At 54.8% G+C, this 26078-nt stretch carries 29 protein-coding genes; 24 read left to right on the plus strand and 5 right to left on the minus strand.

Annotated features, from left to right (window positions below; all coding sequences use genetic code 11):
- Positions 1 to 476: 476 nt before the first annotated feature.
- From pduA to Q5705_03550, 22 genes are read left to right on the plus strand one after another with little or no spacing between them, the layout of a single operon-like run.
- Positions 477 to 761 carry a propanediol utilization microcompartment protein PduA gene (gene pduA, locus Q5705_03445; GenBank protein ID WLI77625.1) on the plus strand — a complete coding sequence of 95 codons (285 nt, stop codon included), beginning with the start codon at positions 477 to 479 and terminating at the stop codon, positions 759 to 761.
- Complete coding sequence (gene pduB / locus Q5705_03450; GenBank protein ID WLI77626.1) at positions 758 to 1564, plus strand: propanediol utilization microcompartment protein PduB; 807 nt, start codon at positions 758 to 760, stop codon at positions 1562 to 1564. Before pduA ends, pduB begins: the two co-directional genes overlap by 4 nt.
- Positions 1565 to 1582: 18 nt before the next feature.
- Positions 1583 to 3247 carry a propanediol dehydratase large subunit PduC gene (gene pduC, locus Q5705_03455; protein ID WLI77627.1) on the plus strand — a complete coding sequence of 555 codons (1665 nt, stop codon included), beginning with the start codon at positions 1583 to 1585 and terminating at the stop codon, positions 3245 to 3247.
- 10 nt (positions 3248 to 3257) lie between these two features.
- Positions 3258 to 3929 carry a propanediol dehydratase medium subunit PduD gene (gene pduD, locus Q5705_03460; protein WLI77628.1) on the plus strand — a complete coding sequence of 224 codons (672 nt, stop codon included), beginning with the start codon at positions 3258 to 3260 and terminating at the stop codon, positions 3927 to 3929.
- Positions 3930 to 3941: 12 nt separating this feature from the next.
- Entirely contained in the window at positions 3942 to 4466 is a 525-nt protein-coding gene (gene pduE, locus Q5705_03465) for a propanediol dehydratase small subunit PduE (GenBank protein ID WLI77629.1), read from the plus strand.
- Positions 4467 to 4481: 15 nt separating this feature from the next.
- Positions 4482 to 6314, plus strand: a complete 1833-nt coding sequence (locus Q5705_03470) for a diol dehydratase reactivase subunit alpha (GenBank protein ID WLI77630.1) — start codon at positions 4482 to 4484, stop codon at positions 6312 to 6314.
- Positions 6304 to 6642 (plus strand): glycerol dehydratase reactivase beta/small subunit family protein, encoded by a 339-nt coding sequence (locus Q5705_03475; GenBank protein ID WLI77631.1) that lies wholly within the window; start codon positions 6304 to 6306, stop codon positions 6640 to 6642. Before Q5705_03470 ends, Q5705_03475 begins: the two co-directional genes overlap by 11 nt.
- A 31-nt stretch (positions 6643 to 6673) precedes the next feature.
- A complete protein-coding gene (gene pduJ, locus Q5705_03480) occupies positions 6674 to 6949 on the plus strand; it encodes a propanediol utilization microcompartment protein PduJ (protein ID WLI77632.1) in 276 nt (91 codons plus the stop codon).
- An 18-nt stretch (positions 6950 to 6967) separates the two neighbouring features.
- Positions 6968 to 7420: a BMC domain-containing protein gene (locus tag Q5705_03485; protein WLI77633.1), complete on the plus strand. Its 453-nt coding sequence runs from the start codon at positions 6968 to 6970 to the stop codon at positions 7418 to 7420.
- Positions 7421 to 7456: 36 nt separating this feature from the next.
- Positions 7457 to 8089 carry a phosphate propanoyltransferase gene (locus tag Q5705_03490; GenBank protein ID WLI77634.1) on the plus strand — a complete coding sequence of 211 codons (633 nt, stop codon included), beginning with the start codon at positions 7457 to 7459 and terminating at the stop codon, positions 8087 to 8089.
- On the plus strand, positions 8086 to 8577 hold the full coding sequence (gene pduM, locus Q5705_03495; GenBank protein ID WLI77635.1) for a PduM family microcompartment protein: 492 nt from the start codon (positions 8086 to 8088) through the stop codon (positions 8575 to 8577). Before Q5705_03490 ends, pduM begins: the two co-directional genes overlap by 4 nt.
- Positions 8578 to 8580: 3 nt before the next feature.
- Positions 8581 to 8856 (plus strand): EutN/CcmL family microcompartment protein, encoded by a 276-nt coding sequence (locus Q5705_03500; protein WLI77636.1) that lies wholly within the window; start codon positions 8581 to 8583, stop codon positions 8854 to 8856.
- 9 nt (positions 8857 to 8865) lie between these two features.
- Positions 8866 to 9870, plus strand: coding sequence for a two-domain cob(I)yrinic acid a,c-diamide adenosyltransferase PduO (pduO, locus tag Q5705_03505; protein WLI77637.1), 1005 nt, complete (start codon positions 8866 to 8868; stop codon positions 9868 to 9870).
- The gene (gene pduP, locus Q5705_03510) at positions 9867 to 11255 is read left to right on the plus strand and encodes a CoA-acylating propionaldehyde dehydrogenase PduP (GenBank protein WLI77638.1); all 1389 of its coding nucleotides are present in this window, start codon (positions 9867 to 9869) and stop codon (positions 11253 to 11255) included. The genes pduO and pduP overlap by 4 nt, the downstream gene beginning before the upstream one ends.
- 11 nt (positions 11256 to 11266) lie before the next feature.
- Positions 11267 to 12379: a 1-propanol dehydrogenase PduQ gene (locus tag Q5705_03515; protein WLI77639.1), complete on the plus strand. Its 1113-nt coding sequence runs from the start codon at positions 11267 to 11269 to the stop codon at positions 12377 to 12379.
- An 11-nt stretch (positions 12380 to 12390) separates the two neighbouring features.
- Positions 12391 to 13746, plus strand: coding sequence for an SLBB domain-containing protein (locus Q5705_03520; protein WLI78958.1), 1356 nt, complete (start codon positions 12391 to 12393; stop codon positions 13744 to 13746).
- Between the two features lie 2 nt (positions 13747 to 13748).
- Positions 13749 to 14303 carry a propanediol utilization microcompartment protein PduT gene (pduT, locus tag Q5705_03525; GenBank protein ID WLI77640.1) on the plus strand — a complete coding sequence of 185 codons (555 nt, stop codon included), beginning with the start codon at positions 13749 to 13751 and terminating at the stop codon, positions 14301 to 14303.
- Positions 14303 to 14647 (plus strand): propanediol utilization microcompartment protein PduU, encoded by a 345-nt coding sequence (pduU, locus tag Q5705_03530; protein WLI77641.1) that lies wholly within the window; start codon positions 14303 to 14305, stop codon positions 14645 to 14647. The genes pduT and pduU overlap by 1 nt, the downstream gene beginning before the upstream one ends.
- A 4-nt stretch (positions 14648 to 14651) precedes the next feature.
- On the plus strand, positions 14652 to 15104 hold the full coding sequence (locus Q5705_03535) for a EutP/PduV family microcompartment system protein (GenBank protein ID WLI77642.1): 453 nt from the start codon (positions 14652 to 14654) through the stop codon (positions 15102 to 15104).
- Positions 15089 to 16297, plus strand: a complete 1209-nt coding sequence (locus tag Q5705_03540) for an acetate/propionate family kinase (GenBank protein ID WLI77643.1) — start codon at positions 15089 to 15091, stop codon at positions 16295 to 16297. Before Q5705_03535 ends, Q5705_03540 begins: the two co-directional genes overlap by 16 nt.
- Complete coding sequence (cobA, locus tag Q5705_03545; GenBank protein ID WLI77644.1) at positions 16294 to 17037, plus strand: uroporphyrinogen-III C-methyltransferase; 744 nt, start codon at positions 16294 to 16296, stop codon at positions 17035 to 17037. Before Q5705_03540 ends, cobA begins: the two co-directional genes overlap by 4 nt.
- A gap of 36 nt (positions 17038 to 17073) precedes the next feature.
- Entirely contained in the window at positions 17074 to 17940 is an 867-nt protein-coding gene (locus tag Q5705_03550; GenBank protein ID WLI77645.1) for an L-threonine kinase, read from the plus strand.
- Between the two features lie 26 nt (positions 17941 to 17966).
- On the opposite strand, the gene Q5705_03555 is transcribed toward Q5705_03550, so the two are convergent.
- From Q5705_03555 to dacD, 4 genes are all read right to left on the minus strand, one after another.
- Positions 17967 to 18302: a DUF496 family protein gene (locus tag Q5705_03555; protein ID WLI77646.1), complete on the minus strand. Its 336-nt coding sequence runs from the start codon at positions 18300 to 18302 to the stop codon at positions 17967 to 17969.
- A 166-nt stretch (positions 18303 to 18468) separates the two neighbouring features.
- Positions 18469 to 19527 (minus strand): FUSC family protein, encoded by a 1059-nt coding sequence (locus tag Q5705_03560; GenBank protein WLI77647.1) that lies wholly within the window; start codon positions 19525 to 19527, stop codon positions 18469 to 18471.
- 124 nt (positions 19528 to 19651) lie between these two features.
- Positions 19652 to 20125: a DNA gyrase inhibitor SbmC gene (gene sbmC / locus Q5705_03565; GenBank protein WLI77648.1), complete on the minus strand. Its 474-nt coding sequence runs from the start codon at positions 20123 to 20125 to the stop codon at positions 19652 to 19654.
- Between the two features lie 121 nt (positions 20126 to 20246).
- Entirely contained in the window at positions 20247 to 21407 is a 1161-nt protein-coding gene (gene dacD / locus Q5705_03570) for a serine-type D-Ala-D-Ala carboxypeptidase DacD (GenBank protein ID WLI77649.1), read from the minus strand.
- Positions 21408 to 22094: 687 nt separating this feature from the next.
- Between dacD and Q5705_03575 the strand changes: the two genes are divergently transcribed.
- Complete coding sequence (locus tag Q5705_03575; GenBank protein WLI77650.1) at positions 22095 to 23939, plus strand: acyltransferase family protein; 1845 nt, start codon at positions 22095 to 22097, stop codon at positions 23937 to 23939.
- 437 nt (positions 23940 to 24376) lie between these two features.
- The gene (sbcB, locus tag Q5705_03580) at positions 24377 to 25801 is read left to right on the plus strand and encodes an exodeoxyribonuclease I (GenBank protein WLI77651.1); all 1425 of its coding nucleotides are present in this window, start codon (positions 24377 to 24379) and stop codon (positions 25799 to 25801) included.
- 33 nt (positions 25802 to 25834) lie between these two features.
- Here the strand turns inward: sbcB and tsuB are convergent, their stop codons facing one another.
- The gene (gene tsuB / locus Q5705_03585) at positions 25835 to 26062 is read right to left on the minus strand and encodes a thiosulfate utilization sulfurtransferase TsuB/YeeD (GenBank protein WLI77652.1); all 228 of its coding nucleotides are present in this window, start codon (positions 26060 to 26062) and stop codon (positions 25835 to 25837) included.
- Positions 26063 to 26078: the final 16 nt, after the last annotated feature.

Consider the following 26078-nt stretch of genomic DNA (forward strand, 5'->3'; position numbering starts at 1 on the left):
GTGGCAGAGTACAACGCCGCACACTATAGAAATGTGCCGACGAAAAGTGTTGGCAACCTCCGGGTAAAAATGCTTAAAAAGTCGTTTAGCGATGACAATTTTTTGCTATGTCGGATAGTTATTTCCCGCATTACGCATGATTTATTTCACGATTATTAAGTAACCGGCGATAACACATTCTTGTTATTTTTGTTATTCGGTTTTCCGGCCTTGCTCACAGAATCTTTTCGCACGCGCAAATACCACCTCGCATTTATTCTGTCACGCCTAAAAATGTAAATCTGATATTACAAAAGCAAGAATTTGCCATCCACATAAAATAATAAAATAAATAAAAATCAGTGAGTTAAATTTTAAAATGACAATTTATTGTTTTTATACCACCAGGAAATCCTTCTCATAATTTCAAGTCAGCCATTCTTTTTCCTCGCTTATTTGTATAGTCCAAAAATCAGGTCAACCTTATCGAGGTTTTTATGCAACAAGAAGCATTAGGAATGGTGGAAACCAAAGGCTTAACTGCCGCGATTGAAGCCGCCGACGCGATGGTGAAATCCGCCAATGTGATGTTAGTGGGCTACGAAAAAATAGGTTCTGGCCTGGTCACTGTCATTGTTCGCGGCGATGTCGGCGCAGTAAAAGCGGCAACCGATGCCGGTGCCGCCGCAGCCGCGCAGGTGGGAGAAGTGAAAGCCGTACACGTTATCCCGCGCCCGCACACCGATGTTGAAAAAATCTTACCGAAGGGAATTAGCCAATGAGCAGCAATGAGCTGGTGGAACAGATCATGGCTCAGGTGGTCGCGCGCGTATCAGCGCCCCAGGCCTCCCCTGATGTTACCCACATAAAACGAGAGACGGCTATGGCAGAAAAAAGTTGCAGTTTAACGGAATTTGTCGGCACCGCTATCGGCGACACCGTCGGTCTGGTGATTGCCAACGTAGATAGCGCGCTGCTCGACGCAATGAAGCTGGAAAAGCGTTTTCGCTCTATCGGCATCCTTGGGGCGCGCACCGGCGCAGGCCCGCATATTATGGCGGCGGACGAAGCGGTGAAAGCCACCAATACCGAAGTGGTGAGCATTGAATTACCGCGCGATACCAAAGGCGGAGCCGGTCACGGTTCGCTGATCCTTTTCGGCGGCAATGATGTCTCCGACGTCAAGCGCGCGGTGGAAGTGGCGCTAAAAGAACTGGATCGCACCTTTGGTGATGTCTATGCCAACGACGCTGGTCACATCGAGTTGCAATACACCGCCCGCGCCAGCTATGCGCTGGAAAAAGCCTTTGGCGCACCGGTTGGCCGCTCCTGTGGCGTGATCGTGGGCGCACCTGCCTCGGTGGGCGTGTTGATGGCCGATACCGCGCTGAAATCCGCCAATGTGGAGGTAGTGGCTTACAGCTCACCGGCGAACGGCACCAGCTTCTCGAACGAAGCGATTCTGATCATCTCCGGGGACTCCGGTGCGGTACGCCAGGCGGTAATTTCCGCCCGTGAAATCGGCAAAACCGTGCTCGGCACGATGGGCGCAGAACCGAAAAACGACCGCCCGTCCTACATCTGATAACAGTGAGGCTGTTTCATGAGATCGAAACGATTTGAAGCGCTGGCGAAACGCCCTGTTAACCAGGACGGCTTTGTGAAGGAGTGGATCGAAGAAGGCTTTATCGCAATGGAAAGCCCGAACGATCCGAAACCCTCCATTCGCATCGTCAATGGCGTGGTCACCGAACTTGACGGTAAATCTGCCAAAGAGTTCGACCTGATTGACCACTTTATCGCCCGCTACGGTATCAACCTTGAGCGCGCCGAAGAAGTGATGGCGATGGACTCGGTGAAACTCGCCAATATGCTGTGCGATCCGAACGTCAAACGCCGCGACATCGTGCCGCTGACCACGGCGATGACGCCGGCGAAGATTGTCGAAGTGATGTCGCACATGAACGTGGTAGAGATGATGATGGCGATGCAGAAAATGCGCGCCCGCCGCACCCCGTCACAACAAGCACACGTCACCAACGTCAAAGATAACCCGGTACAGATTGCTGCCGATGCCGCTGAAGGCGCATGGCGCGGTTTTGACGAACAAGAGACCACCGTTGCCGTTGCACGTTATGCGCCGTTTAACGCCATCGCGCTGCTGGTCGGCTCACAGGTTGGCCGCCCTGGCGTACTAACGCAGTGCTCGCTGGAGGAAGCCACCGAACTGAAACTCGGTATGCTCGGCCATACCTGCTACGCAGAAACCATCTCGGTTTACGGCACAGAACCGGTGTTTACCGACGGGGATGATACGCCGTGGTCGAAAGGCTTTCTTGCCTCTTCTTACGCGTCGCGCGGGCTGAAGATGCGCTTCACCTCCGGTTCCGGCTCCGAAGTACAGATGGGTTACGCCGAAGGGAAATCAATGCTGTATCTGGAGGCGCGCTGCATTTACATCACCAAAGCGGCGGGCGTTCAGGGGTTGCAAAACGGCTCCGTAAGCTGCATCGGCGTCCCTTCTGCCGTGCCGTCGGGAATTCGCGCCGTGCTGGCGGAAAACCTGATCTGCTCAGCGCTGGATCTCGAATGCGCCTCCAGTAACGACCAGACCTTTACCCACTCAGATATGCGCCGTACCGCGCGTCTGCTGATGCAGTTCCTGCCCGGTACCGACTTTATCTCCTCCGGTTATTCGGCGGTGCCGAACTACGACAACATGTTCGCTGGCTCCAACGAAGATGCGGAAGATTTTGACGACTACAACGTGTTGCAGCGCGATCTGAAAGTCGACGGTGGCCTGCGTCCGGTGCGTGAAGAGGATGTGGTTGCCATTCGCAACAAAGCGGCGCGGGCACTGCAAGCGGTATTCGCCGGGATGGGGCTACCGCCAATCACTGACGAGGAGGTGGAAGCAGCGACCTACGCCCACGGCTCGAAAGATATGCCGGAGCGCAACATCGTTGAAGACATCAAGTTCGCCCAGGAAATCATCAATAAAAACCGTACCGGCCTGGAAGTGGTAAAAGCGCTGGCGCAAGGCGGCTTTAACGATGTCGCGCAGGACATGCTCAACATTCAGAAAGCCAAGCTCACCGGGGATTACCTGCACACCTCCGCCATCATCATTGGCGACGGTCAGGTGCTGTCGGCCGTCAACGATGTCAATGATTACGCGGGTCCGGCAACAGGCTATCGCCTACAGGGCGAACGCTGGGAAGAGATCAAAAACATCCCGGCCGCCATCGATCCGAACGAACTGGGCTAAGAGGTGAAGCATGGAAATCAATGAAAAGCTGCTGCGTCAGATAGTGGAAGACGTGCTGGCAGAGATGACAACCAGTGACAAAACGGTCTCGTTCAGCGCCCCTACCAACCGTGTGCCAACGGCTGCGGCCCCGGCAGACGGCGGCTTTCTGACGGAGGTTGGCGAAGCCAAACCGGGAACGCAACAGGATGAAGTGATTATTGCCGTCGGCCCGGCGTTTGGTCTCTCACAGACCGTCAACATTGTTGGCTTACCGCACAAAAGTATTCTGCGCGAAGTGATTGCCGGGATCGAAGAGGAAGGTGTGAAAGCGCGGGTTATTCGCTGCTTTAAATCCTCCGATGTGGCTTTTGTCGCCGTCGAAGGCAACCGCCTGAGCGGTTCCGGGATCTCGATTGGCATTCAGTCGAAAGGCACCACCGTCATTCACCAGCAAGGCCTGCCGCCGCTCTCAAACCTTGAGCTATTCCCTCAGGCCCCGCTGTTGACGCTGGAAACCTACCGGCAAATTGGCAAAAACGCCGCGCGCTACGCCAAGCGCGAGTCGCCGCAGCCGGTACCGACGCTTAACGATCAGATGGCGCGGCCGAAGTACCAGGCGAAGTCGGCCATTTTGCACATCAAAGAAACCAAATACGTCGTGACGGGTAAAAACCCGCAAGAGCTGCGCGTTGCGCTTTAAAAGGACAACACCATGAATGCAGATGCTATTGAATCGATGGTTCGCGATGTGCTTAGCCGGATGAACAGCCTACAGGGCGCGACGCCAGCCACGGCGGCTCCCGCACCGGGCGGCACTCAGCAACAGGCCAAAGTACAGGACTATCCGCTGGCGAATAAACACCCGGAATGGGTGAAAACCGCCACCAACAAAACCCTGGACGAACTGACACTCGCCAATGTGCTGAGCGGAAAAATCACTGCCCAGGATATGCGTATCACGCCGGAAACCTTGCGCATCCAGGCAGCAATTGCCCGCGATGCCGGGCGCGACAGGCTGGCAATAAACTTTGAACGCGCCGCCGAACTGACTGCCGTCCCGGACGATCGCATCCTCGAGATCTATAACGCCCTGCGCCCGTACCGCTCAAGCAAACAGGAGCTACTGGACATCGCCGGGGATCTGGAGAGCCGTTACAGCGCGACGATCTGCGCCGCTTTCGTACGGGAAGCCGCAGCACTCTACGTTGAGCGTAAAAAACTCAAAGGCGACGACTAATCGCAAGGATGATGTATGCGTTATATAGCTGGCATTGATATTGGCAACGCCTCCACTGAAGTGGCGCTCGCCGCGCTGGATAACCGCGGTGCGCTGACCATTGTAAGCAGCGCGCTGGCGGAAACCACTGGCATCAAGGGGACGCTGCGCAATGTGTTCGGTATTCAGGAAGCCTTGAACGGCGCAGTAACACACGCCGGTATCTCTGTCAGCGATATTTCACTTATCCGCATTAACGAAGCGACGCCGGTAATTGGCGATGTGGCGATGGAAACTATCACCGAAACCATCATTACCGAATCGACCATGATTGGTCACAACCCGAAAACCCCCGGCGGTGTCGGGCTGGGGGTTGGCATTACCATCACGCCCGACGAGCTGCTGTCACGCCCGGCGGAACAGCCCTACATTCTGGTGGTCTCAAGCGCCTTCGACTTTGCTGACGTTGCGCGAATGATCAATGCCGCGAGCCAGGCCGGTTACCAGATAAACGGCGTGATTTTACAGCGCGACGACGGGGTGCTGGTGAATAACCGCCTCGATCGTCCGCTGCCCATCGTGGATGAAGTGCTCTATATCGACCGCATTCCGCTCGGCATGCTGGCGGCGGTGGAAGTGGCGCTGCCGGGCAAAGTGATCGAAAGCCTCTCCAACCCTTACGGAATCGCCACCGTCTTTTCGCTCAACGCCGACGAGACAAAAAATATTGTGCCCGTCGCCCGTGCGCTGATTGGCAACCGCTCTGCGGTGGTGGTGAAAACGCCGTCTGGTGATGTGAAAGCACGTTCAATTCCGGCAGGCAATATTGAGCTGCTCAGTAATGGGCGCTCCGTGCGGGTGGATGTGGCCGCCGGGGCGGAGACCATTATGAAAGCCGTCGAAGCCTGCCCCCAGCTCGATAACGTCACTGGCGAAGCGGGCACCAACATTGGCGGCATGCTGGAGCACGTGCGCCAGACAATGGCGGAACTGACCAACAAGCCGAGTAGTGAGGTTTACATTCAGGATCTTCTGGCTGTGGATACCGCCGTGCCGGTCAGCGTCACGGGGGGCCTGGCCGGTGAATTTTCGCTGGAGCAGGCGGTTGGCATTGCCTCCATGGTGAAGTCTGACCGTTTGCAGATGGCGATGATCGCCCACGAAATTGAACAAAAACTGCATATTGATGTGCAGGTCGGCGGCGCGGAAGCCGAAGCCGCCATTCTGGGTGCGCTGACCACCCCCGGCACGACCCGACCGCTGGCGATCCTCGATCTTGGCGCGGGTTCAACCGATGCCTCCATTATCAATGCCCAGGGCGAGATTATCGCCACCCATCTGGCCGGAGCCGGGGATATGGTCACCATGATCATCGCCCGTGAACTGGGGCTTACGGATCGTTACCTGGCAGAAGAGATCAAAAAATATCCTCTCGCCAAAGTCGAAAGCTTGTTCCATCTGCGCCATGAAGACGGCAGCGTGCAGTTCTTCCCCAGCGCCCTGCCACCGGACGTTTTCGCGCGGGTTTGTGTGGTGAAACCCGATGAACTTGTACCGCTGCCTGGCGATCTGTCACTGGAAAAAATCCGCCTGATCCGCCGAAGCGCGAAAGAGCGCGTCTTCGTCACCAATGCCCTGCGTGCGCTGCGCCAGGTTAGCCCCACCGGCAATATCCGCGACATCCCGTTTGTGGTGCTGGTTGGCGGTTCATCACTGGATTTTGAAGTGCCACAACTGGTCACCGACGCCCTCGCCCACTACCGGCTGGTTGCCGGTCGCGGGAATATTCGCGGCGTTGAAGGCCCGCGCAACGCCGTCGCCACCGGGCTGGTTCTCGCCTGGCATAAGGAATCGACCCATGAGCGCTAATCAGGAGAGCCCGGCGATTGTTATTCACGCCCACGGCGACTGCCAGTCGCTGTGGCAGGAGGTGCTGTGGGGCATCGAAGAAGAAGGGATCCCATGGCACTGGCAAGAAGCTGACGGGCAGGACGTGGTGTCCAGCGCCTGGCAGGCGGCAAACCAGTCTGCGCTGTTGGTGGGTATCGCCTGTGACGGCCAGCAACTGGTTATCCACTATCGAAATTTACCCGCATCGGCGCCGCTTTTTACGCTGATGCAATATGCCGAAAGTCAGGCACGGCGCATCGCTGGCAGCAATGCCGCCCGCCTGGTGAAAGGGATACCGTTCCGGTAACCCGCTTATCCATCCACAGGAGAATCGCAGTATGAACAACGCATTGGGATTGGTTGAAACAAAAGGGTTGGTGGGTGCCATCGAAGCCGCCGACGCCATGGTGAAGTCGGCTAACGTGCAACTGGTGGGCTACGAAAAAATCGGCTCCGGGCTTGTCACCGTGATGGTGCGCGGCGATGTCGGCGCAGTAAAAGCGGCCGTTGACGCTGGTGCCGCTGCCGCCAGCGCGGTGGGCGAAGTGAAGTCGTGCCACGTTATTCCGCGCCCGCACAGCGACGTCGAAGCCATTTTACCGAAATCCGCCTGACGGCCGGAGGAAGACAGCGTGAAGCAATCACTGGGTTTACTGGAAGTTAGTGGTCTGGCGCTGGCCATCAATTGCGCGGATGCCATGGCGAAAGCCGCGTCCATCACGCTGCTGGGTCTGGAAAAAACCAATGGCTCAGGCTGGACGGTGATCAAAATTGCCGGAGATGTGGCGTCTGTGCAGTCGGCCATTGTCAACGGCGCAAGCGTGGCCCAGGCGCAGGGCGGGCTGGTGGCGCAAAAAGTCATTGCGCGCCCCGGCGCGGGAATTTTTCCTGCCGTCCCGCAGCCTGAGGGAGTGGAAAAGGCGCCTTTGGCTGCATTGCAGGTGACCGCGGTTGCACCGGAACCGTTACCGCCCGCAAGCCTGGAACAACGGGTTACCTGCAATCTCTGTCTCGATCCGGCGTGCCCGCGTCAGAAAGGGGAGCCGCGCTCGCTATGCCTGCATAGCGGCCAGCGAAGTGAATAACGATGCAAGGTAAATAACAACGCAAGGTAAATCACTATGGATAAGCAGTTAGTCGAAAATGTTGTCACCCAGGTACTGGATGAGATGCGCTTGCGCCCTATCCCGCTGGGTATATCGAACCGACATATCCATCTTTCGAAGCGGGATTATGACCGCTTGTTCCCGAACATGCCGGTAACCGAGAAAAAGGCGCTGTTACAGCCCGGGCAGTTTGCCGCCGAACAAACCGTGACGCTGGTTGGCCCCAAAGGCGAGTTGAAAAACGTCCGCTTACTCGCACCGCTGCGCAGCGTGAGCCAGGTGGAAATCTCCCGCACCGACGCCCGTACGCTGGGCATCCCGGCACCGCTGCGTATGTCCGGCAATCTCAGCGGCACACCCGGCGTGAAGTTGGTTAGCCCGTGGGCGGAAATTGAACTGGAAAGCGGCGTGATTGTTGCCCAGCGCCATATTCACATGTCGCCACTCGATGCGCTGGTATCGCGCGTTTCTCATGGTGACACGGTATGCGTCGCCATTGAAGGCAGCGGTCGTCGCACCCTTCTTGACGATGTGGCGGTGCGGGTTTCGCCCGATATGCGCCTCGAAATGCATATTGATACCGATGAAGCCAATGCGTCCGGGGCTGACGCTCCCAACGCCTTTGCCCGGTTGGTTAAACGCCCATGACCGACGCGCAGATCCGCCACATCGTCGAGCTAATTGTCGCCCGCCTGGCGGCGCGCAGCGGTAATCCGGTGACGCTAAGCCAGGAGCAGTTGCGCCATGCCACGGTGCTGAAGCTGTTTCTGGCACACGACAGGCTGTCGATAGCGCACACAGATTTACCGTTTATCTGCCAGTTGGCGGAGGGCGATAGCGATAACACGGCAGTGGCGAATCTGTTTGAAGCGTTATCGCTGGGAATGGAGGTCTGCGTGACGTTGCCTGTCCGCAGTTTCGCCCATCTGCCGCTGCGCGATCTTGCCCGCGTGCCGTGCCGGTGGTGCGATGCGCATGGCGCAGCGGTGCGGCTACATCTGAAAAATGTTCTTAGCTACCGGGACATCGCCGGATTGCGCGGCGGCTGGCTGGTCACCTCACGCAAGACCGTGATCACTGCGCTTGCCCGCGAGGCAGCGCAGACCCAATACATACAACTGGTTAAGCAGGAGTGAATCATGCATCTCGCACGCGTAACAGGCTCGGTGGTATCGACACAAAAATCGCCGTCGCTGGTCGGGAAAAAGCTGCTGCTGGTGCGCCGGGTCACGCTCGAAGGCGAGCTGCCGCTCAACCCGTCACAGGGTGATGAGGTGGCAGTGGATTCTGTCGGCGCAGGTGTGGGCGAACTGGTCTTGCTAAGCAGTGGCTCCAGCGCACGGCATGTATTTGGCATGCCGAATGAAGCCATCGATTTAGCGGTGGTGGGCATTGTCGACACGCTGGCGCCTTAAGGAGCGAAGATGGCCATTTATACCCGAACGGGCGATGCCGGCACCACGGCGCTGTTTAGCGGCCAGCGAGTCAGCAAGACCCACCCGCGCGTGGAAACTTACGGCACGCTGGATGAACTGAACTCGGCGCTCAGTCTGTGCGCCTGTGCTGTGCAGTCGGTGGATATGAAATCCTTTCTCGATGCCGTGCAGTTGCAGATTTTCTGGTTCAGCGCCGAACTGGCAAGTGAAAACGAAAACCAAACCGCCGGGCAACGGTACATCAGCACTGAAGAGATTGACGCCCTGGAACAGGCCATCGATCGCGCCATGGCACAGGTGGATGACGTGCACAGTTTTATTTTGCCGGGGCGCTGCGAGCCAGCCAGCCGGTTGCACTTCGCCCGCACCCTCGCCCGCCGCGCCGAGCGTCGGCTGGTGGAATTGAGCGAACAGGCCAACGTGCGTCAGGTGCTGCTGCGCTATATCAACCGCCTTTCCGACTGTTTATACGCGCTGGCGCGGCTGGAGGATCACCTCGCCCACCAGCAACGCCTTATTGACGAGGTAGCAACACGTTACCGTGCCGCGGCTCGACACACCCAGGAGTCGGGCAGCATGTCACTCTCTTTTCATGAACTGCATCAGCTTGTCAGAGCGGCAATGGAGCGCGCCGACGCAATTGGCGTGCCGGTAGTGATAAGCGTGGTGGATGCCCACGGTATCGGCATGCTCACCTGGCGGATGCCGGACGCGCTACTGGTCAGCAGCGAACTGGCACCGAAAAAAGCCTGGACCGCAGTAGCAATGAAATCCTCCACCCATGAACTCGCGGGCGTTGTGCAGCCGGGTGGCCCGCTCTACGGGCTGGAGGCGCAAATGGCGGGCAAAGTCGTCACCTTTGGCGGCGGTGTTCCGCTGTGGCGCAACGGCAACATTATTGGTGGTCTTGGGATCAGCGGCGGCTCCGTTGAACAGGACATGGACATTGCTCAGGCCGCAGTTGCGGCGATTAAGATGGGAAAAAATCAATGAATACGTCAGAACTGGAAACCCTTATTCGCACCATTCTGAGCGAGCAGCTTACCCCCGCGCAGGCAAAAAGCACGGGCGACAAAGGCATTTTTGCTACGCCCGCCCAGGCGATTGAGGCAGCGCACCAGGCGTTTTTGCGTTATCAGCAATGCCCGTTAAAAACCCGCAGCGCCATTATCAATAGCCTGCGCGATGAGCTGGCTCCGCACCTGGCGCAGCTTTCCGAAGAGAGTGCCGGCGAAACCGGAATGGGCAATAAAGAAGACAAACTATTGAAAAACAAAGCAGCGCTGGAGAACACCCCAGGTATTGAGGATCTCACCACTACCGCCTTAACCGGCGATGGCGGCATGGTGCTGTTCGAGTACTCACCGTTTGGTGTTGTCGGTTCAGTGGCGCCAAGTACCAACCCGACCGAAACCATCATCAATAACAGCATCAGCATGCTGGCTGCGGGCAACACCATTTACTTTAGCCCGCATCCCGGAGCCAAAAACGTCTCACTGAAGCTGATTCGCATGATTGAAGATATCGCTTTTCGCAGCACCGGCATCCGCAACCTGGTGGTGACCGTGGCGGAACCGACCTTCGAAGCCACTCAGCAGATGATGGCTCATCCGCAAATTGCCTTACTGGCGATAACGGGCGGGCCGGGCATTGTCATGATGGGGTTAAAAAGCGGCAAAAAAGTGATTGGCGCAGGAGCCGGCAACCCGCCGTGCATCGTCGATGAAACCGCCGATGTGGTAAAAGCCGCAGAAGACATCATTAACGGCGCGTCGTTTGACTACAACCTGCCGTGTATTGCCGAAAAAAGCCTGATTGTGGTGGAAAGCGTCGCCGATCGACTGGTGCAACAAATGCAGGCATTTGGCGCGCTACGCATCACCGGCAGCGATATCGATAAGCTGCGCGCAGCCTGCATTATTGATGGCGTAGCGAATAAAAAACTGGTGGGCAAAAGCCCGTCTGCCATTCTGCAAGCCGCCGGATTAAGCGTGCCGCCCAAAGCACCGCGTCTGTTGATTGCCGACGTGGCGGGTGACGATGCGCTGGTGACTGCGGAACAACTGATGCCGGTGCTGCCGGTGGTGCGGGTCGCGGATTTCGAGGCCGCACTGGCGCTGGCGTTAGTGGTGGAGGACGGCTTGCACCACACCGCCGTCATGCATTCACAAAACGTCTCGCGGCTCAACCTGGCTGCCCGCAGCTTGCAAACCTCTATCTTTGTGAAAAACGGTCCGTCTTACGCCGGAATTGGCGTTGGCGGTGAAGGCTTTACCACCTTCACTATCGCCACGCCCACTGGCGAAGGCACCACTTCGGCGAAGAGTTTTGCTCGTTCTCGCCGCTGCGTGCTGACCAACGGTTTTTCGATTCGCTGACCGGGGCGCCCATGAACAGATTTTCGCTACAGACGCGGCTTTACAGCGGCGCAGGAAGCCTCCAGGTGCTGGGACGCTTTCACAACAAGCATATCTGGATAGTCTGCGATGGTTTTCTGGCGCACTCGCCGCTCATTAACATGCTGCGCGAAGCCATCCCGCAGGACAATCCGATAAGCGTGTTTAGTGAGATCACGCCGGATCCCACCATTGCGACGGTTGTCGCCGGAATAGCACAGATGCATACCCTGAAACCGCAGGTGGTGATCGGTTTTGGCGGCGGCTCCGCGCTGGATGCCGCCAAAGCGATTGTCTGGTTCAGTAAGAAATCCGATATCAACATTGAAACGTGCATCGCCATTCCGACTACCAGCGGTACCGGCTCTGAGGTTACCAGCGCCTGCGTGATTAGCGACCCGGAAAAAGGCATTAAATACCCGCTTTTTGATGATGCCATCTATCCCGATATCGCGATCCTTGATCCGGCGCTGGTGGTTAGCGTACCGCCCGCCATTACCGCCAACACCGGAATGGATGTCCTGACCCACGCGCTGGAAGCGTATGTCTCGCCCCATGCCAGCGACTTTACCGATGCGCTGGCAGAAAAAGCCGCGCAACTGGTGTTTCAGTACCTGCCCGTCGCCGTACACAAAGGAGACTGCCTCGCCACGCGCGGCAAAATGCATAACGCCTCGACCCTGGCCGGAATGGCATTCAGCCAGGCGGGGCTGGGAATAAACCATGCGATTGCCCACCAGATTGGCGGCCAGTTTCACCTGCCGCACGGGCTGGCGAATGCGCTGCTGATGACGGCGGTGATCCGCTTTAATACAGCCGATGCGCGGGCAGCGAAACGTTATGCCCGCCTGGCGAGAGCCTGCCATTTCTGCCCGTCAACGGCGAATGACACCGTGGCAGTTAACGCGCTTATCCGCCAGATAGAGCTGCTCAAGCAGCAGTGCGGGCTGCCTGGGCTGGCGAGCGCGCTGAAAGATTCCCGCTCTCGCTGGCGCGAGCGCATTCCTTCTATGGTGCAGGCAGCGCTGGCTGACGTGACGCTGAAAACCAACCCGCGTCCTGCCACGGCCGATGACGTGCGTGAACTGCTGGAGGCATTATTGTGAGCGAAGCCGCCCTGGTTGCCAGCCCGTGGGGTGAACTGACGCCCGCCACGCCAGAAATCATCCGCCAGCGCGTTCGTGATGCGGGTGTCGTGGGCGCGGGCGGTGCGGGTTTCCCGACCTATGTGAAGTTGCAGGCACAGGTAGAGATATTTCTGATTAACGCCGCGGAATGCGAACCGATGCTCAAAGTCGACCAGCAGTTGATGCCGCAACAGGCTGCGCGTCTGGTACGCGGCGTGCTGTATGGCATGCAGGCGACCGGCGCGCGCGAAGGCATTATCGCGCTGAAAGAGAAATATCACGCCGCGATCGCGGCCCTGATGCCTTTGTTGCCGCCCGAGATTCGACTGCATATTCTGCCGGATGTCTACCCGGCGGGGGATGAAGTGATCACCATCTGGCTGGCAACCGGGCGGCGCGTGCCGCCTGCCGCGCTGCCGGTCAGCGTCGGCGTGGTGGTCAACAATGTGCAGACGGTGCTGAACATTGCCCGCGCCGTCGAGCAACAATACCCTGTGACGCGTCGTACGCTGACGGTCAACGGTGCCGTGCGCCATCCCCTCACGGTCACCGTGCCGCTGGGTATGCGGCTTCGCGACGTGCTGGCGCTGGCGGGCGGAGCCACCATCGACGATCCGGGGTTTATCAACGGCGGCCCGATGATGGGCGCACTGCTGCCCTCGCTGGATGCACCAGTGACGAAAACCACCGGCGGCTTACTGGTATTGCCAAAATCGCACCCGCTGATTCAGCGCCGCATGCAGGATGACCGCACGGTACTGGCCATTGCCCGCACCGTCTGCGAACAGTGTCGCTTATGCACCGATTTATGCCCGCGCCATCTGATTGGTCATGAACTTTCGCCACACCTGCTGGTTCGCGCCGTGAACTATAAAGAGGTTGCCACCCCGCAAACCGTGCTCAGCGCCCTGACCTGTTCAGAGTGCAATGTCTGCGAAAGCGTTGCCTGCCCGGTGGGTATTTCCCCGATGCGCGTCAACCGCTTGTTGAAAAACGAACTGCGCCAGCACGGCGCGCGTTATCAAGGCCCGCTGCGCGAGGCGGATGCAATGGCACGCTATCGCTTGATCCCGGTGAAACGGCTCATTAGTAAGCTCGCGCTCAACGACTGGTATCAGGAGGCTCCACTCACGCAACTTACCGTTGAACCCTTACAGGTTTGCCTGCCGCTGCGCCAGCATATTGGTGTCCCCGCCGTGCCCTGTGTGCAACAAGGTACGGCGGTCACGCGCGGCCAGTGCATTGCCTCTATTCCCGATGGCGCGCTCGGCGCACCCGTCCACGCCAGCATCGACGGCACGGTCAGCGCCGTAACTGAACAGACCATAACGGTAGTAAGAGGATAACCATGTCTCAGGCGATTGGAATTTTAGAACTGACCAGTATTGCGAAGGGCATGGAGCTTGGCGACGTGATGCTCAAAAGTGCCAACGTCACGCTACTGGTGAGTAAGACGCTGTGCCCCGGCAAATTTTTGCTGATGATCGGCGGCGATGTGGGTGCGGTGCAGCAGGCCATCACGGCTGGTGACAGTCTGGCTGGCGAGATGCTGGTAGACAGCCTTGTACTGGCGAATATCCACGCCAGCGTGCTGCCTGCCATAAGCGGTCTGAATGCCGTCGAACAGCGCCAGGCCCTTGGCGTGGTAGAAACCTGGAGCGTTGCCGCCTGCGTCAGCGCCGCAGACCGCGCGGTGAAGGCGTCAAACGTCACGCTGGTGCGTGTGCATATGGCCTTCGGTATCGGTGGCAAATGTTACATGGTGGTCAGTGGCGATATCTCCGATGTGGAAAACGCCGTCTCCGTTGCCAGTGAAAGTGCCGGTGAGAAAGGCCTGCTGGTTTATCGCACGGTTATCCCGCGTCCGCATGAAGCGATGTGGCGACAGATTGTGGAGGGGTAATGGAGCAGACAACCGAACGCATGATTCAGGAGTATGTGCCGGGCAAGCAGGTGACGCTGGCGCATCTTATTGCCAACCCGGGCAAAGGGCTGTACCAGAAGCTGGGGTTAAACGAGGCGGTCTCTGCGATTGGCATTTTGACCATCACGCCCAGCGAAGCCTCGATTATCGCCTGCGATATCGCCACCAAATCCGGTGCGGTGGAGATTGGTTTTATCGACCGTTTTACCGGCGCGGTGGTGCTGACTGGTGATGTTTCCGCCGTGGAATACGCGCTGCGCCAGGTTACGCGTACGCTCGGTGAAATGCTGCATTTTACCGCCTGCCCGGTCACAAGGACCTGAGGCCATGAAACGAATAATGCTGATTGGCCCCAGCCAGTGCGGGAAAACCTCCCTCATCCAGCGGCTACGCGGTGAAGTGATGGCATATCAAAAAACCCAGGCAATTGTCTGGCTGCCGGAGGCGATTGATACCCCCGGCGAATATCTGGAAAACCGCTGCCTGTACAGCGCGTTACTCGCCAGCGCCTGCGAGGCGGATGTGATTGCACTCGCACTTAACGCCGACGCGTATATATGTCCCTTTTCGCCTGGCTTCACGCTGCCTATGAACCGCCCAACCATCGGGATTGTGACCAAAGCCGACACGGCAAACGCGGCACAAATCGCGCAGGCCAGCCAGTGGTTGCAGCAGTCTGGCGCGGGGCCGCTTTTTATCACCAGCGCAAAAACCGGAAGCGGTATTGACGAGGTGGTCGCTTTTCTTCAACACCAGGAGTCCTCATGTCACGCACAATAATGGCGATAAACGCCGGGAGTTCTTCGCTCAAATTTCAGCTTCTGACACTGCCCGCAGGCACGGTGCTGTGCCAGGGGCTGATTGAACGCATCGGCTTTGCGGATGCGATTTTTACCCTCAGGCAGAGCGAGCAAAAGTGGCAGGAAACCCTTGCCATTGCCGATCATCACGCCGCCGCCACGCTGCTGCTGGAAAACCTGCTGGCGCGGAAGATAATCCCGTCGCTGGAGGCCATTGACGGCACAGGTCATCGCGTGGCGCACGGTGGTGAAGCATTTAAAGACTCAGCGCGGGTGACCAACGACACGCTGGCAGAAATTGAACGCCTGGCCGAACTGGCCCCGCTCCATAATCCGGTAAATGCCGCGGTGATCCGCATTTTCCGCCAGGCGCTGCCTCATGCGCCCGCCGTAGCGGTGTTTGATACTTCATTTCACCAGACGCTGGAGCAAAGCGCGTTTATCTACCCGTTGCCGTGGCGCTACTACGAGGATTTGGGCGTTCGCCGCTACGGTTTTCACGGCACCAGCCACAAATATGTCAGCCACCTTTTGGCAGAAAAACTCGGCGTGCCGCTGAGTGCCCTGCGGGTGATCTCCTGCCATCTGGGCAATGGCTGTAGCGTGTGCGCCATTAAAGGCGGACGCTCGGTCAATACGTCGATGGGCTTTACCCCACAATCCGGTGTGATGATGGGAACCCGCAGCGGCGATATCGATCCGTCGATTTTACCGTGGGTAGCCGTGCGGGAAGGCAAAACGCCGCAGCAGCTTAACAGCCTGCTGAACAGTGAATCCGGCCTGCTTGGCGTTTCGGGCGTCTCTAACGATTACCGCGATGTGGAACACGCCGCGCAGAACGGCAATGCTCGCGCAAGCCTTGCCCTGACGCTGTTTGCCGAACGCATCCGCGCCACCATTGGCAGCTACATTATGCAACTCGGCGGGATTGATGCCCTGCTCTTTACCGGCGGCATTGGCGAAAACTCCGCCCGCGCCCGGGAAGCGATTTGCCACGACCTCTACTTTCTGGGGTTAGAGCTGGACCGTGAAAAAAATCAGCGCAACGCGACCTTTATCCAGTCAGAACATGCGGTGGTGAAAGTCGCGGTGCTCAATACCAACGAAGAATTGATGATTGCCCGCGATGTGATGCGCATCGCCCTGGCTGAACCTGCGGAGACGACGGTATGAGCGGCAAAGTCTGGCTGGTCGGCGCAGGCCCTGGCGATCCGGGGCTGATGACGGTGAAAGGGCTGGCGTGTCTGCGAAAGGCGCAGGCAGTTATTTATGACCGGCTGGTGAACCCGCTGCTGCTGGAAGAAGCGCCAGCGCAGTGCGAATTTTACGATGTGGGAAAAGAGGCGAATTGCCACCCTATTCCCCAGCCGCAGATTAACCAGTTACTGATTGATTGCGCCCGGCGCGGATTGCGGGTGGTGCGCCTTAAAGGCGGCGACCCGTTTGTCTTCGGACGCGGTAGCGAAGAAGCGCAGGCGCTACACGACGCAGGCATTGCCTGTGACGTGATCCCCGGCATTACCTCCGCCATTGGCGGGCTGGCGGCGGCGGGCATTCCGGTTACCCACCGGGATCATGCCTCCAGCTTCCATGTGGTGACTGGCCATTTACGCGCAGGAAATCAGCCGCAGGAGTGGCATAAACTGGCGGCACTGACCGGCACGCTGGTGATCCTGATGGGTATGGCGCAGCTACGGGAGATTTGCGCCGCGCTGATTGCCGGTGGAAAAGCGGCAACGACGCCGTCGGCGGTGGTCATGCATGCCTGTACGCCTTTGCAACAGGTGGTCAGTGCGCCGTTGGCGCAACTGGCTGATGTCAGCGAGGCGGCGGGTTTTCACGCCCCGGCGCTGATTGTGGTGGGTCAGGTGGTGTCGCTGCGCGAAGTACTGGCGTTCACCCAAGCGAAGTGACACTATCCTCGGTTTCTTTGTTAAAGGAGTCGCGCCGTGGCGCAGGCAGTCTGTCCCGCATCCTGCGGCGAAATTATCCAGGGCTGGATCCTGGGCGGTGAAAAACTGGTCTCCTGCCCGGTGGACTGGTACAGCAGCGTCGAAGTTACCACGGGTGCACCGCTGGCTGACGAACGCCCACTGACGCGCGCGATGGTCCGGCAACTGCTGGCACACTGGCGGTTACCCGCGACGCTCTCGCAGGAAATCCGTATTGCTTGCCACTCGACGATCCCCGTCGCCAAAGGAATGGCTAGCAGCACCGCCGATATCGCTGCCACTGCCGTTGCCACTGCCCGCCATCTTCAGCAACCACTGGATGAAAACACGCTTGCGCGGCTTTGCGTGGCGCTGGAGCCGACCGACAGCACGCTGTTTTCAGAATTGACCCTGTTTGACCATAACCACGCCGAAACACGCATTGCCTGCGGCGGCTTGCCACGCATTGAGGTGCTGCTGCTGGAAAGCCCATTAACGCTGACCACGGCAGATTATCACCGCCTGCCGCGCCAGCGGGCATTGCTGGAAAATGCCGAAGCGCTGGGTGCGGCATGGCAAAAGTTGCAGCGAGCGTGCCGGGAGAATGATGCGGCTCTGCTTGGCGAAGCCGCGACGATGAGCGCGATTGCCAGCCAGGCGCTATTGCCGAAGCCGGAATTTTACGCCCTGCTCGGGCTGGTGGAGCGCGGTGGTTTATACGGACTGAACGTGGCGCACAGCGGAAGCGTGGTGGGGTTACTTCTGGATACGGCTCGCCACGATGTGGATAAGGTGCGCAGGTGGCTGAAAGAGAGAGGATTGCTGGCGCACTGGCCGCAAAGCTATTTACTGAAAATGGTGGCGGGAGGCGTACAGGTACGGTGAGAGGCGCACTCCCACCGTCTGGATCTTTACTCTGCTTTCGGCTCAACCGACTTCAGTTCGCCCATCGATTTGAGTTTTTTAGAGATTTCGCGGCGCTCTTTCGACAGCTCCGCGTTTTTGATGATGTAGTCGTCAACGCGATCTTCATAGTCGGTTTTCATGCTGGCGATAATGCCCTGAATGGCTTCCACGCTCATGCCCGGTTTGATGTAGTCGCTGAGGTTGTCCAGCAGCAGAACGCGTTTCTGGTTATCACGGATCTTCTTCTCAACGTCCTGAATTTCGCGTTGCAGTTTGTTTTTGCGACGAAACAGACGCACAAACTCCAGAACGTCCTGGAATGAAGGCTTCGTTGTTTCCATTTTTACACCCCTGATTATTTGAGATTCGGATTCGTTAACACAACGACCTGACAGGCAAACCTAACCAAAGCCGTTGCACATGACAATAAGTTTTCCTGCTGGCTATCATAACCGCAAATATAGCTGAATCGAAACAACCTGACAGCCGCAAGTTGTTTTCCGTCGCTTATTTACGCAATGCCCGACAGATCAAATGCGACAGCAATTCCAGCTGACGCGCTAACTCCATACTTAACCAGACATAGCCATGAATGGGCGTTTCCGTCAGCGCATCACCCTGATGCTCGCCAATCAACTGACGCAGTTCTGCCACGATTTCATTGAGTTTTTCCGTATTAGCGAGTATCGGTTGCGGGTTACCTTCGTACAGCGCATGGGCGATAGTCAACAGCGTTTGCTGCGTCATCTGCTGCGTTTCCCGCAGCGTGCTGGCATTGATCATCACGAAGTGGCTGGTGCGCGAGCTCCAGTGCGCGTTGATTTGCAATTCCAGCATACATACCATGTTGCGACTCACCGTCTGGATAGCTTCGAAAATCGCTTTCTGGATATGTGTCTCTTTACTGACGGGGGTCATCAGCCCGCGCATTTTCACCACATCATTAAGAATTTTTTGCAGCGGCTTTTCCAGACGCGGCCGTTCGACCAGGTTACGCGAGAAACCCGCCTGGTAGACGCGATTAAACGCCGTAACGTAGTTCGCCATCTGAATACGCCAGTGCAGAAACGCGCGCTGCGGCCAGATGCCGGTGAACACCATTGCCAGCAGCGAACCGATGATGACATCGCCGCTGCGCCACAGCGCCGTGTTCATATCGCCGGTGGGCGCGCCCACCACCACGGAAAGCGTCACGCCGATAATCAGCGCCTGATACGGTTTTTTACCCAGTGCCAGCCAGCCGCACATGAACATGGCCGCCGCACACCACAGCAGCATGACAGGCAGCGATATCAACTCAAGTCGTAACGCCACCAGCCCCAGCGCAGCACCCAAAATGGTGCCGCCAATGCGTTCGAACGCTCGCGGGACAACGTTGCCCCAGAACGAGATTGGCCCCATCAGCACGACAAGGGTTATTAAAGGCCAGGTCCCTTCCGGGACATCCAGTAGACGGATCAGCAAAAAGGTAAGAATAAACGCCAGCGCGATCCGCACACCATGCACGACGCGATAATGCCGGTAAAGACGAATTTCGAAAGGACTGAGTGATTTGTCGCGACGCACACCCGCTCTCCAGGTTAAAAACGAAAGGCGCAATTGTAGCGATATTTTTGGCTACGACTCCGTGTTTAAGACAAAAAAGAGGCCGACTGACCGATTCCGTGGCCTCTTTTTGCCTGCATTGCACCTAAAGCACTTTCGGCTCAACGGGAATATGCATTTCGATTTCCCAGTAGCCGTCGCTTTGTCCGTCGTTCTGATAGATCTCAAAACAGGGACCGGCAGCAATCTGAACGGATTGATCGCTTAGTAGTTCATCAAAAAAGAGATCCCAGCAGGCCTCAAACTCTTCGTTGTAGACTCGCGCCATTGCCACGGCATACCGACCACCGGGGATTTCAGTGGTGATAACCCCTTCACTGCTGGCAGGGATCTGAAAAGTGCTATCAACGGTAATAGCCACATCGCAGCGCAATTTTTCCGGCGGCACTTCGTCGGGATTATCGTAATAAACACAGATCCACTCGAGCGGCTGGATCTGCTTGTTCTCAACCCACATCAGCAATTGTTGAAAGCCCTGTTTGACTTTCTCTTCCCACGGCCCCACCAAATGGAACCCGGCGATACGGCGCTTTTCAAGCTGCTTGACGTTATAGCCCATACTGACCTCCTCTCCATTACTGTTTGCCCATACAGTATATCTGGCCGGCGACCATCAGGCTTGCCGTATTGGTCAATTATGCGAGCAGACTCGCAGGCTCGCCAGTCTGCTCATTTTCGCGTCAGGCTTTATGGTGCAGATAGTCGCTCAGACGTGAGAACCAGCCGCCTTTGTCAACGCTCTCCAGCGTCACCAGCGGCCAGTGGGCAATGACTTTATCGCGATCGTAAAGCGCGATTTCACCCACCCGCTGGTGTGCCGCCAGCGGCGCGTCCAGTTCTTTATGGTCCAGCACATATTTGGCTTTGATATTTTGTAACTCGGCTTTTGGCAGCACAAGCCAGTAGTCCTGATCGGTGCCGACATCGACATGCGCTTTATCGCCGTACCAGATACGCTCGCTGCCCACTTTTTTGCCGTTGCGCAAAATTTCCACGGTATCGAAGTTTTGCTGTCCCCAGTGCAGCAATTTCCGCGCCTGGTCTTCGCGCCCTTTCGGGCTGTCTGCGCCCATGATCACCGCAATAAGACGGCGCTGCCCGTCCACGCTTGAGGCAATCAGGTTAAAGCCCGCACCGGAAGTGTGGCCGGTTTTCAGCCCATCGACATTCAGCGTTTTGTCCCACAACAAGCCGTTGCGGTTTTGCTGGGTGATGCCGTTCCACGTCAGGCTTTTTTCGCTATACATATGGTAGAAATCTGGCTCGCCGTGAATGATGGCACGCGACAGCACCGCCAGATCGTAAGCCGAGCTATGCTGTCCCGGCGCATCCAGCCCGTGGACGGTTTCAAAGTGGCTGTCACGCAGATTCAGCTTTTGGACATAATCGTTCATCATCGCCACGAACTGCGGTTGCCCACCTGCAACATGGTCCGCCAGCGCCACGCAGGCATCGTTACCGGAATCGACAATCAGACCACGGCTCAGATCGCGCACCGTCACGCGATCGCCCGGTTTGAGGAACATCAACGACGATCCGTCAAACACCGGGTTGCCTTTCGCCCAGGCATCTTTCCCCACGGTGACCACGTCATCAGGGCTGATGCGGTGGCTGTCGATGGCGCGATCGACGACGTAGCCCGTCATCAGTTTGGTCAGACTCGCCGGATTACGCTGCTGATGCTCATTGCCCGCAGTTAAGATTTGCCCGGTGGTGTAGTCCATTAATACCCATGATCCGGCCTGGATTGCCGGGGGTTGTGGGGCAAAAGGTAAGTCGTCGGCCTGGGCGTGATTAACGCAAACCGCCAGCAAAGAAGCAGCAAACAAACGGCGTTTCAATGAAATGTCCTCAATAACATCTGAAAGGGGGCGTTCTTTTTACGGAACTTCGTGTGTCGATACCTGGTTAAATTGCAAAGAAATGTGACACGACGGGTTTTTAACCCGCTGTTTTTGCGAGCGACTACGGAAGATGGCGAGGTTTTGATTCGGCACATACGCCGCGATGGTTTACCATAGTCGGCATATTTTCTGACAGGATGAGCAACTGGTGTCTGATACCCCGTCCCCTTTCTCATTCACAATTACGAAACTAAAAATAAAACGTTATCTCCATATAATTAACACAATGCTATTTTTATTGACTATGTTCATCCTCACTATTTCCGTTTATCTAATAGCCTTTGTCATTAGTCCCCAAAAGTTGAAAGAGCTTTAAACATATGCCGAAAATGTTCCTTGATGTAGCAGGTAATAAATAAACATTTGTTTTTTTCACCAATGCTATGAGTTGGCTTATAAATTGACTCAAGCGGCATGTAGACCTAAACTAGATGACCTGATATTGACTTAGCCTTCCTGCTTAGAGAAATTTATTATGGATGCGTTCACCTTTTCCTTACCCGTAAGCTTCATAGATTGACTTTTGTTCATTTAGTCGGTAATCAAGAGGGCATCATGAGTAATGCAAGCCCTGAAATTAATGTTAACTTCAACTTATTTCCTTAATTATTAGAAAGTTATCCAATGATAAAATACAGATCTGACATTGATGGACTAAGGGCCCTGGCTGTACTTTCAGTGGTTCTCTACCACTTTAATAGTTCATTACTTCCCGCCGGTTTTATTGGTGTTGATATTTTCTTTGTAATATCAGGTTATTTAATTACAGGCATTCTTTTAAGTATGGACGGAGAAAAACCATCGATACTTATAGCTTTCTATAAATCAAGATTTAATCGAATAGTACCAGCATACTTATTTATGACCGTAACCATTTCAGTTATTGGTTGTTTAATTCTAACCTCCAGCGATTATGCATACTATAAAAATTCCTTTATGTATGCGTTTTTCTTTGCTTCCAACATTTACTTTCAAAATGCTGGCGATTATTTCTCGCCTCAATCCTACGAATACCCTCTCCTTCATACCTGGTCACTCTCCATAGAAATGATTTTCTATTTTGCATGGCCTGTTATTGTATTGCTCCTTAATAAAAGAAAGGGGTTATTGTTATGTTTTTCTGGAACAATAATTATTTTATCATTATTAATGTTTGTTTTTAACATGAACGGGGCGACAGAAAATTATTATGCATTGCTTCCAAGGTTCTCAGAAATTTTAATTGGTTCTTTTGCTGTTATATATGAAAATACAATCAAAAAAAATATTAATAGTTTCTATTTCTCTACATTAGGCATTATGCTTCTTGTGGTTTCATATCTGACTATAACCTCTGAAAGCTTTCCAGGAATATGGTATCTCATACCATGTCTTGGTACCGCATTGTTACTTATCGGTAACAAATTTAATTTATCTGGCTATAGCCAAAAATCACTAACAAATAAGTACGTTGTTTATATCGGCAAGTTATCATATTCACTTTATCTATGGCACTGGCCTGTGCTTGCATACATTCGTTACATTACAGGTCAATATGATTTATCAGTCATTTCCGGAATTTCTTTTATTACGATCACTTTAACCTTTACACTATTTTCTTACTATTTCATTGAGTCGAAAAGGAAAATAATCCATGGCGATAACAGGCTGGCACCTCTTTATTTTTCAATGGGTTATTTTTTAATATTTGTTAGCGTAAGCACATTTACTGATAAAACAAATGAATTCATTACCATAAAAACAACTTATTCAGGCGAATATGCTAAATATGATGATTTTAAGAGAATCTGTCATGGAAAAATCCATGGGAACTGCTTAAAAGGAAATATAGGCTCTGACAAAAAAATACTCGTTATTGGCGATTCGCACGCTGCTGAACTGAATGAATTTTTTAATATTTATGGTAATAGCACTGGAATTGAATTTAAAATACTTACGTCCAGTTCTTGTATACCTATCACTGGGTTTGATTATCACAAACTCCAACAATGGGCTCAAAACAGCTGTGAATTAATGATAGAAAAGGTCAATGATAATATCACCAAATACGACACTATAATTATTTCAGGTATGTGGTCATATCAAACACAGTCACCAAATTTCATCAAGAACCTGGCAAATTACTTATCGGCATTACATGGTAAAAATATATATCTAATTTCACAAGCACCTCTACTTTCAAATAACTTACAAAGAACCTTACGCTTTAAGCATTTAAATATCCCTCTTAATATAAGCATTGACAAGTCCTATCTTACTGCTAACATGAAAATATCAAAGCTAACATTTCACAACCCAGCAACAAAATATATAGACACCTCGGATTTTTTCAAAAAACTACCTGACTTCCCATTACAAAATGGTAAACCATTATATTTCGACAATAGCCATTTGAATATGTACGGGGTTAAGGAAATGGCGGCATACTATTCTCATCGAAGGGATTTCTTAAGTTCACCTGCTCAGTGAAGTGGTTGTTAGCCTCTAGTCAAGCTTAATTTTCTTGCATTGAAGAATGCCTTCATTTTACTTTTGGCAGAAATACAATGTCATTTATTCCTTCGAAGGCTCCACTATGTAATCCTTTGGAAAATAATCTTGTTTATTATCAGATGGCAGGAATAACTTATTATTGAAACTCAGCATGATAATTTATTGAGATGTGTGAATAGTGAGCAGATTGGTGCAAAGCTTTGAATGTAAAAATGACTACTGCCTACCATAAATCGAAATTACATACTTTGCACAGGCCTCTCGCGACATGGTTTGCCATACTTTTTCGAAATAAAAAATTGCCTCGATATCATGCCAATCCCAAAGTTTGATTGGAGAGTAATCTATTATTTCAGATGTTACAAAATATGGTTTACCATAGTCGGCATATTTTCTGACAGGATGAGCAACTGGTGTCTGATACCCCGGCAACCCCCACTTTTCTCTTTCACGATTATGAAACGTTCGGTACCAGCCCGGCGCTGGATCGACCGGCACAGTTCGCTGCCCTGCGCACCGACGCCGATTTCAATGTTATTGGCGAGCCGGAAGTGTTCTATTGCAAACCGGCGGATGACTACCTGCCGCAACCTGAAGCGGTACTGATAACCGGCATCACGCCCCAGCAAGCCCGCGCCAAAGGCGAAAACGAAGCCGCATTCGCTAAACGCATTCATGCGCTGTTTACCGTGCCCCATACCTGCGTGGTCGGTTACAACAATGTGCGTTTTGACGACGAGGTGACGCGCAATATTTTTTACCGCAATTTCTACGATCCCTACGCCTGGAGCTGGCAAAACCACAATTCCCGCTGGGATCTGCTGGATGTGATGCGCGCCTGCTACGCCCTGCGCCCGGACGGCATCAACTGGCCGGAAAATGAAGAGGGCCTGCCGAGTTTTCGCCTGGAGCATCTGACCAAAGCCAACGGCATTGAACACAGTAACGCGCACGATGCAATGGCCGATGTGTACGCCACTATTGCGATGGCGCAACTGGTAAAAGCGAAGCAGCCAAAGCTGTTTGAGTACCTCTACAGTCACCGCAGCAAGCAGAAGCTGGCAACGTTAATTGATGTGCCGCAGATGAAGCCGCTGGTGCATGTTTCCGGCATGTTCGGTGCCTGGCGCGGCAACACCAGTTTGGTGGCACCGCTGGCATGGCACCCGGAAAACCGCAATGCGGTGATTATGGTGGATCTGGCCGGTGATATGTCACCCCTGCTGGAACTGGACGCCGATGCGCTGCGCGAACGGCTCTACACGCCAAAAGCGGATCTGGGCGAGGACGCGGCGGTGCCGGTCAAGCTGGTGCATCTGAATAAATGCCCGGTGCTGGCGCAGGCCAACACGTTACGTGAGCAGGATGCCGGGCGGCTGGGCATTAACCGACAGCAGTGTTTTGATAATTTGCAGATCTTGCGTAACAACCCGCAGGTGCGGGAAAAAGTGCTGGCGATTTTCGCCGACGCCGAGCCGTTTGTGCCTTCAGACAATGTGGATGCGCAAATCTACAACGGCTTTTTTAGTGATGCTGACCGTGCGGCGATGAAAATCCTGCTGGAAACCGATCCGCGCAACCTGCCCGCGCTGGATATCACCTTTGCCGACGCGCGAATTGAAAAACTGCTGTTTAACTACCGGGCGCGCAACTTCCCCGGCACGCTGGATGAGAACGAGCAGCAGCGCTGGCTTGCTCATCGTCGTAACTTCTTAACGCCGGAGTATTTGCAACGCTACGCCGAGGAGTTGCAGGCGCTGTTCCAGCAATACGAAGGGGACAGTGAAAAGCAGGCGCTGTTAAAAGCGCTGTGGCAATACGCCGAGGAGATCGTTTAAGAATGCCCTCCCGGTGACGGGAGGACCTGCGGCTTACGCCTTCTGAACCGTGATGCTCCAGGCGGCATCACCCACTTGCTGGTAATCGGTGATCGCGTGGCCTTCTTCGGCCGCCCACTGCGGAATGGCTTCGGTTGCCTGAGTGCAGTCGAATTCGATAACCAGTTCATCGCCACTGGCCATCTCTGCCAGCGCCGCTTTTGCTTCAATCAGTGGAAACGGGCAAACCTGCGTCACCACATCCAGTTTTTTTACAGCCATAACAGCTCCTGTTAAT

Origin of the sequence: Kosakonia sp. H02, assembly GCA_030704225.1 — a bacterium.
Lineage (GTDB): Bacteria > Pseudomonadota > Gammaproteobacteria > Enterobacterales > Enterobacteriaceae > Kosakonia.

Coding starts and splice junctions, on each gene's coding strand:
- Q5705_03475 (WLI77631.1), top strand. CDS start 6,304: ATGAGCGCTAATCAGGAGAGCCCGGCGATTGTTATTCACGCCCACGGC.
- tsuB (WLI77652.1), bottom strand. CDS start 26,062: ATGGCTGTAAAAAAACTGGATGTGGTGACGCAGGTTTGCCCGTTTCCA.
- Q5705_03540 (WLI77643.1), top strand. CDS start 15,089: ATGTCACGCACAATAATGGCGATAAACGCCGGGAGTTCTTCGCTCAAA.
- Q5705_03515 (WLI77639.1), top strand. CDS start 11,267: ATGAACAGATTTTCGCTACAGACGCGGCTTTACAGCGGCGCAGGAAGC.
- cobA (WLI77644.1), top strand. CDS start 16,294: ATGAGCGGCAAAGTCTGGCTGGTCGGCGCAGGCCCTGGCGATCCGGGG.
- pduE (WLI77629.1), top strand. CDS start 3,942: ATGAATGCAGATGCTATTGAATCGATGGTTCGCGATGTGCTTAGCCGG.
- Q5705_03470 (WLI77630.1), top strand. CDS start 4,482: ATGCGTTATATAGCTGGCATTGATATTGGCAACGCCTCCACTGAAGTG.
- pduA (WLI77625.1), top strand. CDS start 477: ATGCAACAAGAAGCATTAGGAATGGTGGAAACCAAAGGCTTAACTGCC.
- pduU (WLI77641.1), top strand. CDS start 14,303: ATGGAGCAGACAACCGAACGCATGATTCAGGAGTATGTGCCGGGCAAG.
- sbmC (WLI77648.1), bottom strand. CDS start 20,125: ATGGGCTATAACGTCAAGCAGCTTGAAAAGCGCCGTATCGCCGGGTTC.
- pduB (WLI77626.1), top strand. CDS start 758: ATGAGCAGCAATGAGCTGGTGGAACAGATCATGGCTCAGGTGGTCGCG.
- pduJ (WLI77632.1), top strand. CDS start 6,674: ATGAACAACGCATTGGGATTGGTTGAAACAAAAGGGTTGGTGGGTGCC.
- pduM (WLI77635.1), top strand. CDS start 8,086: ATGACCGACGCGCAGATCCGCCACATCGTCGAGCTAATTGTCGCCCGC.
- pduD (WLI77628.1), top strand. CDS start 3,258: ATGGAAATCAATGAAAAGCTGCTGCGTCAGATAGTGGAAGACGTGCTG.
- Q5705_03490 (WLI77634.1), top strand. CDS start 7,457: ATGGATAAGCAGTTAGTCGAAAATGTTGTCACCCAGGTACTGGATGAG.
- Q5705_03500 (WLI77636.1), top strand. CDS start 8,581: ATGCATCTCGCACGCGTAACAGGCTCGGTGGTATCGACACAAAAATCG.
- pduP (WLI77638.1), top strand. CDS start 9,867: ATGAATACGTCAGAACTGGAAACCCTTATTCGCACCATTCTGAGCGAG.
- pduT (WLI77640.1), top strand. CDS start 13,749: ATGTCTCAGGCGATTGGAATTTTAGAACTGACCAGTATTGCGAAGGGC.
- Q5705_03535 (WLI77642.1), top strand. CDS start 14,652: ATGAAACGAATAATGCTGATTGGCCCCAGCCAGTGCGGGAAAACCTCC.
- pduO (WLI77637.1), top strand. CDS start 8,866: ATGGCCATTTATACCCGAACGGGCGATGCCGGCACCACGGCGCTGTTT.
- pduC (WLI77627.1), top strand. CDS start 1,583: ATGAGATCGAAACGATTTGAAGCGCTGGCGAAACGCCCTGTTAACCAG.
- Q5705_03575 (WLI77650.1), top strand. CDS start 22,095: ATGATAAAATACAGATCTGACATTGATGGACTAAGGGCCCTGGCTGTA.
- Q5705_03555 (WLI77646.1), bottom strand. CDS start 18,302: ATGGAAACAACGAAGCCTTCATTCCAGGACGTTCTGGAGTTTGTGCGT.